The following is an 11939-nucleotide window of genomic DNA, read 5'->3' as shown; positions in this document are numbered from 1 at the left end:
CCTTGTCGATGATCGTTAGTGCTTCAGCACTTACGAGCATCCCACGCAGAGCGTCGAGCAGCGAAGCTGATCGATGCGGCGCGCCGGTTGAAGTACCGGTGACCTGCGTAGCAAGACGAGACAAGTTGGATTCTCGTGTGTGATACACACAACCTCAATTACTGCTTCTTCCAAGATTGGTTCTGTTGGCCACGCCAGCAGAACAACCCCCTTTGCCTGATGACCATAGCGAGTCGGTCCCACCCCTTCCCATCCCGAACAGGACCGTGAAACGACTCTACGCCGATGATAGTGCGGATTCCCGTGTGAAAGTAGGTAATCGTCAGGCTCCCTCAAGCCAAGAACCCCCGCCCGAAAGGCGGGGGTTTTTGCATTTCGGCGCCATAAAAGTATGTGGCGAAGCGCCCTCATAACCCGCCGTTACGCACGCCAGATCAAACCGCCTGCGCTCCTTCTGCCAAGCCTTCCCCGGAACGAAACCACGCGATTTGATACGATCGAACAGTCGTCGATGAGGGTATCGTCGACGTTCGCGTTCGAAACCAGGGCTTCATGAAGAGGGCGGGGAATGAATATCGGCGACGCGTCGCGCGAATCCGGCGTCAGTGCAAAAATGATCCGGTACTACGAACAGGTCGGTCTTCTTGCGCCCAGCAAACGGACCGATGCCGGCTACCGAATCTATGGGTCAGACGAAATCCATATCCTGCGGTTCATCCGTCAGGCGCGACGACTTGGCTTTCTCGTCGAAGACATTCGCAAGCTGCTGATGCTCTGGCAGGATCGCTCACGCGCCAGCGCTGAAGTGAAATCGATTGCTCTCGAGCACGTGGCCGAACTCGACAGACGTATCGCCGAATTGAGCGACATGCGCGACACGCTGGTCGATCTGGCCGCGCACTGTCATGGTGACGGTCGGCCCGAATGCCCGATTTTGGCGCGCTTGGCTGACCCTATCGGCGACCCAAATTAGTGCGCGCTCTCGCGCCTCAAAACAGGCTTCGACCCAACATCTATATAAATCAATGAGTTAGATGCGGTTCGCATGCCAACATTCCAAAATGGAATGGGTGCCATGCAAGGATTTCACTAGCATCTTGGTGCGGCGTCGCTATAATTCGGGATAACCCTATACGGGAAATCCCTGAATCTCGATTCACCAGGGGTCCCTCTTCCTTGGAGAACGTCATGATCGCCTACATCGTCGAAAAGCTGAGCAACTGGTTCGAATCCGCAGAACGTGAACGCCGTGAGGCTTACCTCGCCACGTCGTCGGACATCGTCCAGCTCGAGAGCCGCATCCGCTCGCTCGAAACCAACGGCTACTCGCTGTAATCGGAGTCACCGTCAGGTGCCGCGCGGCACCGAACGATAAGCAAGCCCCGTATTGACGGGGCTTTGTTTTTTTGTGCACCGGCTCTGGCGAAATCGTCGGTGCAGCGCTATGGTATGGACCTGCTTTTCATCCTGAAGGTCCCGATCATGCGTTTGTGTGTCGATGTGCGTCGCAGTGCCCGCGCGCGTCTCGTTCTGGGTGCGGTCGTGCTCGCCCATGGCCTCGCGGCCGGTGCCGCGACGTCGACCAAGCCGCTCGTTCTTGATACACAGCGCGGTATCCAGGACGGCAAGGGCGGGTTGGTATTGCAGACGGCGCCGTTGTCTTCCGAGCCGATCGTCGAGCCGGCAGGCATGCGGGCGCCAGCCGGGCAGGCGCCGAACACGTCGGTTCCGCTGTTCGTCGCGCCATATATCAATGTTCCCGCGTGGGGCGGGCAGCCGGCCAACCAGCCCAGGCTCGCGCCGAGACCGCAGCCGTAACGACCAGTCGCCCGATCAGTTGCCGCGGTGCTCGATTTGAAAGCGGGCGCCGCTATCCTGTCCCAGCTTCTCGACCAGATAGGGCAGGACCTCTTTCATGCTCTGGGCGAGCGTATACGGCGGATTCAGGATGAACATCCCGCTGCCGTAGAGACCCAGTCCGTCGGTCGGCGGATTCGACACCGTCAGCGTCAGGTGCAGCCAGTTGTTCGGCTGCAGACGCTTCAACTGCTCGGGAAAGCGCTGTGATTCCGTCCGCGTGACCTGCGGATACCAGATGGCATAGCAGCCGGTCGAGAAACGCTTCAGGCATTCCGTCACGCAGCTCGCCGTGCGCGCGTAATCCTTCTTGTCCTCGTAGGACGGATCGATCAGCACGAGTGCACGTCGCGGCGGCGGCGGCAGCAGCGCCTTGATACCTTCGAAGCCGTCGCCGGCGAAGATCATCGCGCGTCGCCCGGCATCGCGGAAATTGTGGCGCAGCACATCGATTTCCGTCGTATGCATTTCGAACAGGCGCATCCGGTCCTGCTCGCGCATCGACCGCCATGCGATGTACGGGGAGCCCGGGTAGAAATGCAGTTCGCCGTCGTCGTTCAGCGCGCGGACTTCGTCCACATAGTCGCCCAGTGCCTCCGGCAGGTTCTTTTCGTTCCACAGTCGGCCGATGCCGGTATCGAATTCCGACGTCTTCGCTGCATAACCGTCGCGCAGCGAGTACACGCCGGCGCCTGCGTGCGTATCGATGTACCAGTACGATTTGTCTTTCTTGTTCAGGTAGCGCAGCAGCTGGACGACGACGGCGTGCTTGAGCACGTCCGCGTGGTTGCCTGCGTGAAAACCGTGACGATAACTGAGCATGGCTGGCTGCCTGAAACGAAAGGTGAATCGATGAAAACGGTCGATCGTGCGCGGCCGTCAGGCCGGGCGCCGATGCGGCCGCGTATTGTACGCGAGTGGCCGTGAGTCGCCTTACTCGTATGCATCGCCGACCACCGCCTCGATGCGCTGCTTCACGTCCGGCGTCAGCTTCGCGGCAACCTCGAGCGCGCGCATGTTGTCGCCGATCTGGTCGACCCGCGATGCACCCGTGATGACCGAACTCACGCGCGGGTTCGCGAGCACCCACGCGATTGCCAACTGGCCGGTGCTGCAGCCGAATTCGGCCGCAATTTCGCCGAGCCGTTCGACGATGTCGTTGGCGGCCCGATCGGTCAGGCGTTCGCGCATCCAGTCGTAGCCTTGCAACTGCGCGCGGCTGCCGGCGGGTACGCCGTTGCGGTACTTGCCGGTGAGCAGGCCCGACGCCAACGGGCTCCAGGTCGTGAGCCCGAGACCGTAATCGTCGTAGAGCCGCGCATATTCCTGCTCGACCCGGGTGCGATGGAACAGGTTGTACTGTGGCTGTTCGACGACCGGCTTGTGGAGATGATGCCGCTCGGCAATCTCGCATGCCGCGCGGATTTCGTCGGCGCTCCATTCCGACGTGCCCCAGTACAGCGCCTTGCCGCGCACGATCATGTCGCTCATCGCCCAGACGGTTTCCTCGATCGGCGTATGCGGATCGGGGCGATGGCAATAGGCGAGGTCGACATAGTCGAGCTGTAGCCGGCGCAGCGAGCCGTCGATCGCGTTCAGCAGGTACTTCCGGTTCAGCGTGTGATACTGGTTCGGGGCTTCTGCGAGCCCCCAGAAGAACTTCGTGGACACGATATAACTGACGCGTGGCCAGTCGAGCGACTTGAGCGCATGGCCCATGATTTCCTCGGATTTGCCGCCGGCGTAGACCTCGGCGTTGTCGAAGAAATTGACGCCTGCATCACGTGCCGCGGCGAGGCATTCGCGCGCGACCCGCTGGTCGACCTGGTTGCCGTACGTCACCCACGAACCGAGTGAAAGCTCGCTGATCTGCAGGCCGGAGCGGCCTAGCCGTCGATAGTGCATGAGAATCTCCTGCTGAACGGAACCGACCTTAAGCTTAGACGTTTTGCGCACGAACGGCGGGGCCGATCGTGCACAATGACGGCTGGCACGCTGATGCGATTTCGCGATGAACGCGGATGCGGCGGGTGCGTGTTTCATCGATCCGATAACGGAAGGAGACGGACATGGCAGCAGATCTGAGCGGCAAGACCGCAGTCGTCACGGGCGCCGCGAGCGGCATCGGCAAGGAAATCGCGCTGGAGCTGGCCAAGGCCGGCGCGGCCGTCGCGATCGCCGACCTGAACCAGGACGGCGCGAACGCGGTCGCCGACGAGATCAACAAGGCAGGCGGCAAGGCGATCGGCGTCGCGATGGACGTGACCAATGAGGACGCCGTGAACAGCGGCATCGACAAGGTGGCCGAAGCGTTCGGCTCGGTCGACATCCTCGTGTCGAACGCCGGCATCCAGATCGTCAACCCGATCGAGAACTATTCATTCGCCGACTGGAAGAAGATGCAGGCGATCCACGTGGACGGCGCATTCCTGACGACGAAGGCCGCGCTCAAGCACATGTACAAGGACGATCGCGGCGGCGTCGTGATCTACATGGGTTCGGTGCACTCGCACGAAGCGTCGCCGCTGAAGTCGGCGTACGTGACGGCCAAGCATGGTCTGCTGGGCCTCGCCCGCGTGCTGGCGAAGGAAGGCGCGAAGCACAACGTGCGCTCGCACGTCGTGTGTCCGGGCTTCGTGCGCACGCCGCTGGTCGACAAGCAGATTCCGGAGCAGGCGAAGGAGCTCGGCATCAGCGAAGAGGAAGTGATCAAGAAGGTGATGCTCGGCAACACCGTCGACGGCGTGTTCACGACGGTGCAGGACGTCGCGCAGACGGTGCTGTTCCTGTCGGCGTTCCCGAGCGCCGCGCTCACGGGCCAGTCGGTGGTCGTCAGCCACGGCTGGTTCATGCAGTAACGCGGGTGCGGGCGGTGTCGCCGCCCACCGCGCTGGACTGGACGGCACAAAAAAACGCGCTCCGTGGAGCGCGTTTTTCATGTCGGCAGGGCGGGGCCGGTGACGGCTGCCGCCCGGCACGGCTTTACTTCAGGACCGCTGCGACCGCATTGGCGACCGCGTCCAGGTTGCGCGTGTTCAGCGCGGCGACGCAGATCCGGCCCGTGCCGACCGCATAGATGCCGAACTCGTCGCGCAGGCGATCGACTTGTGCCGAGGTCAGGCCCGAATACGAGAACATCCCGCGCTGCGCGTTGATGAAGCTGAAATCGCGATCGACGCCGCTTGCCTTCAGGCGCTCGACGAGACCATTGCGCATCGCGCGGATGCGATCGCGCATTTCGCCGAGTTCCTGCACCCACGAAGCGTGCAGTTCCGGCGATGCGAGCACGGCTGCGACCACCGCGCCGCCGTGGGTCGGCGGGTTCGAGTAGTTCGTGCGGATCACGCGCTTCAGTTGCGACAGCACGCGCGTGGCTTCTTCCTTGCTCGACGTGATGATCGACAGCGCACCGACGCGCTCGCCGTACAGCGAGAACGACTTCGAGAACGACGACGACACGAACGCGTTCAGGTCGGCCGCGGCAAACAGGCGCACGGCAGCGGCATCGGCTTCGATGTTCTCGCCGAAGCCCTGGTAGGCCATGTCGAGGAACGGCACGAGGTTGCGCGCCTTCACGACGTCGACGACCTGTTGCCATTGCGCTTCGGTGAGGTCCACGCCGGTCGGGTTGTGGCAGCACGCGTGCAGCACGACGACCGTGCCGGCCGCGTAGCCGTTCAGCGCCGACAGCATGCCCTCGAAGTTCACGCCGTTCGTGGCCGCATCGTAATACGGGTACGCGACGACTTCGAAGCCGGCCGCTTCGAACAGCGCGCGGTGGTTTTCCCAGCTGGGATCGCTGATCGCGACCTTCACGTTCGGATTCAGGGTGCGCAGGAAATCGGCGCCGATCTTCAGCGCGCCCGTGCCGCCCAGTGCCTGGGCCGTGACCACGCGGCCCGCCGCGATCAGCGGCGAGTCGTTGCCGAGCAGCAGCTTCTGCACGGCCGCATCGTAGGCGGCGATCCCGTCGATCGGCAGGTAGCCGCGCGGCAGGCCGGCCTCGACACGTGCCTTCTCCGCGTCGCGCACCGCGCGCAGCAGCGGAATCTTGCCGTCTTCGTTCGTGTACACACCGACGCCGAGGTTGACCTTGGTCGGACGCGCATCGGCGTTGAAGGCTTCGTTCAGGCCCAGGATCGGGTCGCGGGGAGCAAGCTGGACAGCGGAGAAGAGCGACATGATGATTCGGCAGTAGTGAAAAGAGGGTCAGGCTTTCAGCCGGCGGGGCGGGCGCAGTGGACCGCGCCCACGGCGCGACGCCGGGAAGCGCAGCAGCCTGACATTGTAGCGAATTCGTGGGGGCAGGGGCGGTGATTCCGTCGCGATTCGGGCGGCGAATCGCGATTCGGGGCGGCCGTCCCGCGTCAGGAGCCGACAGCAGTTCGCGCGGCCGCGAAGCGCTAGAATGCTTTCTTTGCCCTTGCTCCGGCCGCATTCCATGTCCGAACATCATGCCGAAGTCGGCGACGCGCTCGACGAATCCAAATTCGTCACTTTCGAAGGGTCGCCGTTCCAGCTTTACCAGCCCTATCCGCCCGCGGGCGACCAGCCGACCGCGATCGACACGCTCGTCGAAGGCGTCGGCGACGGCCTTGCCTTCCAGACGCTGCTCGGCGTAACCGGTTCGGGCAAGACCTTCACGATGGCCAACACGATCGCGCGGCTCGGCCGCCCGGCGATCGTGTTCGCGCCGAACAAGACGCTCGCGGCCCAGCTTTACGCGGAGTTTCGCGAGTTCTTCCCGCGCAACGCGGTCGAGTATTTCGTGTCGTACTACGACTACTACCAGCCTGAGGCCTACGTGCCGCAGCGTGACCTGTTCATCGAGAAGGATTCGTCGATCAACGAGCACATCGAGCAGATGCGGCTGTCGGCGACGAAGAGCCTGATGGAGCGTCGCGACGTGGTGATCGTCGCGACGGTGTCGGCGATCTACGGTATCGGCAATCCGTCCGAATACCACCAGATGATCCTGACGCTGCGCGCCGGCGACAAGCTCGGCCAGCGCGACGTGATCGCGCGATTGATCGCGATGCAATACACGCGCAACGAGCAGGATTTCCAGCGCGGCACGTTCCGCGTGCGCGGCGACACGATCGACATCTTTCCGGCCGAACACGCGGAAATGGCCGTGCGCGTCGAGCTGTTCGACGACGAAGTCGAGACGCTGCAGCTGTTCGACCCGCTGACCGGGCGCGTGCGGCAGAAGATTCCGCGCTTCACCGTGTACCCGTCGTCGCACTACGTGACGCCGCGCGACACCGTGATGCGCGCGGTCGAGACGATCAAGGACGAACTGCGCGAACGGCTCGAGTTCTTCCATCGCGACGGCAAGCTCGTCGAGGCGCAGCGCCTCGAGCAGCGCACGCGCTTCGATCTCGAAATGCTGCAGGAGCTCGGCTTTTGCAAGGGCATCGAGAACTATTCGCGGCATTTCTCGGGCGCGGCGCCCGGCGATCCGCCGCCGACACTCGTCGACTACCTGCCGCCCGACGCGCTGATGCTGCTCGACGAATCGCACGTGCTGATCGGCCAGCTGAACGGCATGTACAACGGCGACCGCGCGCGCAAGGAAAACCTCGTCAATTACGGGTTCCGCCTGCCGTCGGCGCTCGACAACCGGCCGCTGAAGTTCCCCGAGTTCGAGCGCAAGATGCGCCAGGTCGTGTTCGTGTCGGCCACGCCGGCCGACTACGAGAAGCGCGTGACGGGGCAGATCGCCGAGCAGGTCGTGCGGCCGACCGGCCTCGTCGATCCGGAAATCGAAGTGCGCCCGGCGAGCTCGCAGGTCGACGACGTGCTGACCGAGATCAACGCGCGCGTGAAGGCCGGCGAGCGCGTGCTGATCACCGTGCTGACGAAGCGCATGGCCGAACAGCTGACCGAATTCCTGGCCGATCATGGCGTCAAGGTGCGTTACCTGCACAGCGACATCGATACGGTCGAGCGCGTCGAGATCATCCGCGACCTGCGGCTCGGCACGTTCGACGTGCTGGTCGGGATCAACCTGCTGCGCGAGGGCCTCGACATTCCCGAAGTGTCGCTCGTCGCGATCCTCGACGCGGACAAGGAAGGCTTCCTGCGCGCCGAGCGCTCGCTGATCCAGACGATCGGCCGCGCCGCGCGGAACGTGAACGGCAAGGCGATCCTCTACGCGGACAACATGACCGAGTCGATGAAGCGCGCGATCGGCGAAACCGAGCGGCGCCGCGCGAAGCAGATCGCCTACAACGAAAAGATGGGCATTACGCCGCGCGGCGTCGTGAAGCGCATCAAGGACATCATCGACGGCGTCTACAACGCCGACGACGCGCGTGCGGAGCTGAAGGAGGCGCAACAGCGCGCGAAATTCGAGGACATGTCGGAAAAACAGCTCGCGAAGGAAATCAAGCGTCTCGAGAAGCAAATGGCCGACTACGCGAAGAACCTCGAATTCGAGAAGGCCGCCGCGACCCGCGACCAGCTTGCCGTGCTGCGCGAACGCGTGTTCGGCGCGAACGTCGGCGACCACATCAGCGGCGGTCGGTAACTCTTTCCAAGCGTCACCGAATCTTTTGGTAAAGCGCCTGTAAGCCTTGTCGGATCAGGGGTTTACGGCGCTCTCCGTTTGTTCCGAAACAGGTTCGGTGCTAAACTCCACATGTATTGAGAATAGTTCGCATTAACGTTCTTCGTCGCGTTAGTGTTTCCAGCGAGCGGCCCCGGCGGCGGCTCGCATGTCGTCAAGATAGTCAGACAAATAACAAGGAGTGTCCATGTTGGGTTCTTCGTTCATCCGCACGACGGTTGCGGTAGCGGCGGCGCTTGCCGCGATGTCGGCCTCGGCTGCCGAGTATCCGATCGGCAAGCAGCAGATCCAGGGCGGCATGGAAATCGGCGCGGTGTATCTGCAGCCGATCACGATGGACCCGGAAGGCATGATGCGTAAGGCGTCGGATTCCGACATTCACCTCGAGGCCGACATCCATGCGGTCAAGAACAACCCGACCGGTTTCGCGGAAGGCGACTGGATGCCGTACCTGCAGGTCACGTACAAGCTGACGAAGCAGGGCGACACGAAGTGGAAGGCCGAAGGCGACCTGATGGGCATGGTCGCGAGCGACGGCCCGCACTACGGCGACAACGTGAAGCTCGCCGGCCCGGGCAAGTATCACCTGACGATGGTCGTCAAGCCGCCGATGCAGTCGGGTCACATGGCGTTCGGTCGCCACGTCGACAAGGAAACGGGCGTGGGTCCGTGGTTCAAGCCCATCACGCTCGAGTACGACTTCCCGTTCGCCGGTATCGGCAAGAAGGGCGGTTACTGATCGGTGGCATCACGAACGGCGCGCTTCGGCGCGCCGTCGGCGTAGAGAACCCAGAATGAAAATTCCCCAGAAAATCGTTGCCGCGGCCGCTGCGCTGTGGCTTGCCGGCGCGGCGCATGCAGCCGATCTGCCGACGTTCAAGCTCGAGATGACGGATGGCAAGCTGAATCCTGCCCGCATCGAAGTGCCGGCTGGCCAGCGTTTCAAGATCGAGATCCGGAACACCGGCAAGGGCGCCGCCGAATTCGAGAGCGTGCAGTTGCGCAAGGAGAAGGTGCTCGCGCCGGGCGCCGATTCGTTCGTGGTCGTCGCCCCGCTGTCGCCGGGCGAATACAAGTTTTTCGACGATTTCCACCAGCAGGCACAGGGCGTGATCGTCGCGAAGTAACGCGTTTTATCTGCGCGCGGGCGCACCAGTCCCTTGCGCCGCGCGTCAGGAGGTATCGATGGGTCAGATCTTGTTCATCGTCTGGCGGGAGAGCGTCGAAGCGCTGCTCGTCGTCGGCATTCTCTATGCATGGCTGAAAAACGGCGACGACGACGCGCGCCGCGGCCTGCCTTTCCTCTGGGCCGGCGTCGGCGTCGGCCTGCTGATGGCCGTCGGCCTCGGCGCCGCGCTGGTCGGGTTCACCGAAGTGCTGTCCGGCGACGCGCAGGACTATTTCCAGACGGCGATGGTGCTGATCGCGTGCGTGCTGATCGTGCAGATGGTGCTGTGGATGCGCCGGCACGGCCGCACGCTCAAGCGCGACATGGAGCAGTCGCTGCAGCAAAGCACGCGCGATTCGAACTGGTGGGGCGTCGCCGTGCTGGTCGCGCTCGCGATCGCGCGCGAAGGCAGCGAGACGGTGATCTTCCTGTACGGCCTCGGTTTCGGCCAGTCGGGCCACGTCGACGGCAGCCAGATGCTCGCGGTCGTGATCGGCCTTGGCCTCGCATTCCTCACGTTCTATCTGCTGCAGCTCGGCGGCAAGGTCTTCTCGTGGCGGCATTTCTTCCGCGTCACCGAAGTGATGCTGCTGTTCCTCGGCGCGGGCCTGTTCCAGACCGGCGTCGACAAGCTGATCGACAAGGAAATCCTGCCGCTCGGCATCTCGCAGGTGTGGGATACGTCCGCGATCCTCGATGATTCGGGCACGTTCGGTTCGCTCGTCGCGACGCTGACCGGCTATCGCGCGCACCCGGCGCTGACCAACCTGGTGGCCTATGCGGTGTACTGGGCGGTCGTCTGGTTGTTGATGAAGCGCGCGAGCCGCCGTCCGGCCGTTGCAGCGGGTCGCGCGGCATGAGCGTTGTCGCCGCCGTCAAGCCGGGCTGGCTCGCGCAGGCCGGCCAGTGGATGCAGCGCCACGGTGCGCTGATCCGCGGTATCCAGTGGATCGTCGTCGCCGTCTACGCGTTCCTGATCATCGTGCCGGCCGTGTTGCCGCTGCCGGACGATTCCGCGCATCTGTGGAACAACCTCACGCTCATCGCGCAATTCGCGTTCTGGGGTATCTGGTGGCCGTTCGTGCTGCTGTCGATGGTGATGCTCGGCCGCGTGTGGTGCGGCGTGCTGTGCCCGGAGGGCGCGCTTACGGAATATGCGAGCAAGTTCGGCCGTGGCGGCCCGATTCCGCGCTGGATCCGGTGGGGCGGCTGGCCGTTCGTCGCGTTCGGCATCACGACGATCTACGGGCAGATGGTCAGTGTGTACCAGTACCCGCTCGCGGTGCTGTTCGTGCTCGGCGGCTCGACCGTCGGCGCGATCGTGATCGGCCTGTTGTACGGCCGCGAGAAACGCGTGTGGTGCAAGTACCTGTGCCCGGTCAACGGCGTGTTCGGGCTGCTCGCGCGACTCGCGCCGATGCGCTACAAGGTCGACGAGGATGCGTGGCGCCGTTCGTACAAGAACGGCGAGCACGGCCATCGCGTGATTCCGATCAACTGCGCGCCGCTCGTGCCGTTGCGCAACATGAAGGGCGCGGCGGACTGCCATATGTGCGGCCGCTGCAGCGGGCACCGCGACGCGATCTCGCTGTCGCTGCGCTCGCCGTCCGACGAAGTCGTGAACCTCGGTGCGGAGCGGGCCAACCCGTGGGACACCGCACTGATCCTGTACGGCCTGCTCGGCGTGGCGATCGGCGCGTTCCACTGGACCGTCAGCCCGTGGTTCGTGCAGATCAAGCAATGGCTCGCGGGCTGGCTGATCGACCACGACATCACGTGGCCGCTCGAGACCAATGCGCCGTGGTTCCTGCTCACGCACTATCCGGATCGCAACGACGTGTTTTCCTGGCTCGATGGCGGGCTGGTCGTCAGCTACATCGTCGGCACGGGACTCGTGTACGGCACGGCGCTGCTGGTGTTGCTGGCCGGCGCGACGCTGATGCTCGGCCGCTTCGATCGCGTGCGCCTGCATCACCTCGCCCAGGCGTTGATCCCGATCGCGGGGGCGGGCGTGTTCCTCGGATTGTCGGCCACGACGCTGTCGTTGCTGCGCGCCGAGCATGTGCCGCTCGGCTGGGCAACCGATGTGCGCATCGCGATTCTGGTCGGCGCCAACGTATGGAGTGCGTGGCTCGCGTGGAAGGTGACGGGGCGCTATGCGGCGTGGCCGCGCCGGCTCGCGGCGTTCGCATGGTTCGCCGTCGGGCTGGCGGTCGTCGACAGCGCATGGTGGTTGATGTTCTGGGGGTTCTGAAGCGGCTCGCATGCCGCTTCCTTCGGCTGTCGTGCATGACGCAGCCACATACATACAGGCGGCATGCTTCGCGCATTGGCTGCCCAAAC

At 63.8% G+C, this 11939-nt stretch carries 12 protein-coding genes and 1 rRNA gene; 10 read left to right on the top strand and 3 right to left on the bottom strand.

What is annotated here, in order from left to right; genetic code table 11:
- The first annotated feature begins 215 nt into the window (after window positions 1-215).
- From rrf to JMF86_RS10995, 4 genes are all read left to right on the top strand, one after another.
- Window positions 216-328 (top strand): 5S ribosomal RNA (rrf, locus tag JMF86_RS11010).
- Window positions 329-568: 240 nt separating this feature from the next.
- Window positions 569-973: a Cu(I)-responsive transcriptional regulator gene (gene cueR, locus JMF86_RS11005; protein WP_011549389.1), complete on the top strand. Its 405-nt coding sequence runs from the start codon at window positions 569-571 to the stop codon at window positions 971-973.
- A gap of 215 nt (window positions 974-1188) precedes the next feature.
- A complete protein-coding gene (locus tag JMF86_RS11000; protein WP_006478295.1) occupies window positions 1189-1335 on the top strand; it encodes a DUF3563 family protein in 147 nt (48 codons plus the stop codon).
- A 114-nt stretch (window positions 1336-1449) separates the two neighbouring features.
- Window positions 1450-1818 (top strand): hypothetical protein, encoded by a 369-nt coding sequence (locus JMF86_RS10995; RefSeq protein WP_011694331.1) that lies wholly within the window; start codon window positions 1450-1452, stop codon window positions 1816-1818.
- A 15-nt stretch (window positions 1819-1833) separates the two neighbouring features.
- On the opposite strand, the gene JMF86_RS10990 is transcribed toward JMF86_RS10995, so the two are convergent.
- Window positions 1834-2679 (bottom strand): 23S rRNA (adenine(2030)-N(6))-methyltransferase RlmJ, encoded by an 846-nt coding sequence (locus JMF86_RS10990; protein ID WP_011549391.1) that lies wholly within the window; start codon window positions 2677-2679, stop codon window positions 1834-1836.
- A gap of 111 nt (window positions 2680-2790) precedes the next feature.
- Entirely contained in the window at window positions 2791-3762 is a 972-nt protein-coding gene (locus tag JMF86_RS10985; protein WP_011694330.1) for an aldo/keto reductase, read from the bottom strand.
- A gap of 164 nt (window positions 3763-3926) precedes the next feature.
- Between JMF86_RS10985 and JMF86_RS10980 the strand changes: the two genes are divergently transcribed.
- Window positions 3927-4715 (top strand): 3-hydroxybutyrate dehydrogenase, encoded by a 789-nt coding sequence (locus tag JMF86_RS10980; RefSeq protein WP_054928002.1) that lies wholly within the window; start codon window positions 3927-3929, stop codon window positions 4713-4715.
- Window positions 4716-4839: 124 nt separating this feature from the next.
- Here JMF86_RS10980 and JMF86_RS10975 read toward each other — a convergent pair whose 3' ends face one another.
- Window positions 4840-6039, bottom strand: a complete 1200-nt coding sequence (locus JMF86_RS10975; RefSeq protein WP_006478300.1) for an amino acid aminotransferase — start codon at window positions 6037-6039, stop codon at window positions 4840-4842.
- 259 nt (window positions 6040-6298) lie between these two features.
- Here JMF86_RS10975 and uvrB point away from each other — a divergent pair, with 259 nt between their 5' ends.
- The 5 genes from uvrB (at window position 6299) to JMF86_RS10950 (ending at window position 11850) form a co-directional block, all read left to right on the top strand.
- Window positions 6299-8389 (top strand): excinuclease ABC subunit UvrB, encoded by a 2091-nt coding sequence (gene uvrB / locus JMF86_RS10970; protein WP_027807217.1) that lies wholly within the window; start codon window positions 6299-6301, stop codon window positions 8387-8389.
- A gap of 226 nt (window positions 8390-8615) precedes the next feature.
- On the top strand, window positions 8616-9167 hold the full coding sequence (locus JMF86_RS10965; RefSeq protein WP_006483880.1) for an iron transporter: 552 nt from the start codon (window positions 8616-8618) through the stop codon (window positions 9165-9167).
- Between the two features lie 55 nt (window positions 9168-9222).
- On the top strand, window positions 9223-9555 hold the full coding sequence (locus JMF86_RS10960; protein WP_006478303.1) for a cupredoxin domain-containing protein: 333 nt from the start codon (window positions 9223-9225) through the stop codon (window positions 9553-9555).
- A gap of 58 nt (window positions 9556-9613) precedes the next feature.
- On the top strand, window positions 9614-10456 hold the full coding sequence (locus JMF86_RS10955) for an FTR1 family protein (RefSeq protein WP_054928001.1): 843 nt from the start codon (window positions 9614-9616) through the stop codon (window positions 10454-10456).
- Entirely contained in the window at window positions 10453-11850 is a 1398-nt protein-coding gene (locus JMF86_RS10950; protein WP_053525977.1) for a 4Fe-4S binding protein, read from the top strand. The genes JMF86_RS10955 and JMF86_RS10950 overlap by 4 nt, the downstream gene beginning before the upstream one ends.
- Window positions 11851-11939 lie beyond the last annotated feature (89 nt).

It is taken from the genome of Burkholderia sp. E168m15 (assembly GCF_016586105.1).
In the GTDB taxonomy this organism is placed as follows: Bacteria; Pseudomonadota; Gammaproteobacteria; order Burkholderiales; family Burkholderiaceae; genus Burkholderia; species Burkholderia orbicola.
Note: the sequence above shows the minus strand (reverse complement) of the source record. Positions and strands in the feature narration are given on the sequence as shown.

What these genes read in the sequence shown, in the direction of transcription:
- JMF86_RS10990 (WP_011549391.1), bottom strand. Translation starts at nt 2,679, where the DNA reads ATGCTCAGTTATCGTCACGGTTTTCACGCAGGCAACCACGCGGACGTG.
- JMF86_RS10975 (WP_006478300.1), bottom strand. Translation starts at nt 6,039, where the DNA reads ATGTCGCTCTTCTCCGCTGTCCAGCTTGCTCCCCGCGACCCGATCCTG.
- cueR (WP_011549389.1), top strand. Translation starts at nt 569, where the DNA reads ATGAATATCGGCGACGCGTCGCGCGAATCCGGCGTCAGTGCAAAAATG.
- JMF86_RS11000 (WP_006478295.1), top strand. Translation starts at nt 1,189, where the DNA reads ATGATCGCCTACATCGTCGAAAAGCTGAGCAACTGGTTCGAATCCGCA.
- JMF86_RS10995 (WP_011694331.1), top strand. Translation starts at nt 1,450, where the DNA reads ATGGACCTGCTTTTCATCCTGAAGGTCCCGATCATGCGTTTGTGTGTC.
- JMF86_RS10965 (WP_006483880.1), top strand. Translation starts at nt 8,616, where the DNA reads ATGTTGGGTTCTTCGTTCATCCGCACGACGGTTGCGGTAGCGGCGGCG.
- JMF86_RS10955 (WP_054928001.1), top strand. Translation starts at nt 9,614, where the DNA reads ATGGGTCAGATCTTGTTCATCGTCTGGCGGGAGAGCGTCGAAGCGCTG.
- uvrB (WP_027807217.1), top strand. Translation starts at nt 6,299, where the DNA reads ATGTCCGAACATCATGCCGAAGTCGGCGACGCGCTCGACGAATCCAAA.
- JMF86_RS10980 (WP_054928002.1), top strand. Translation starts at nt 3,927, where the DNA reads ATGGCAGCAGATCTGAGCGGCAAGACCGCAGTCGTCACGGGCGCCGCG.
- JMF86_RS10985 (WP_011694330.1), bottom strand. Translation starts at nt 3,762, where the DNA reads ATGCACTATCGACGGCTAGGCCGCTCCGGCCTGCAGATCAGCGAGCTT.
- JMF86_RS10950 (WP_053525977.1), top strand. Translation starts at nt 10,453, where the DNA reads ATGAGCGTTGTCGCCGCCGTCAAGCCGGGCTGGCTCGCGCAGGCCGGC.
- JMF86_RS10960 (WP_006478303.1), top strand. Translation starts at nt 9,223, where the DNA reads ATGAAAATTCCCCAGAAAATCGTTGCCGCGGCCGCTGCGCTGTGGCTT.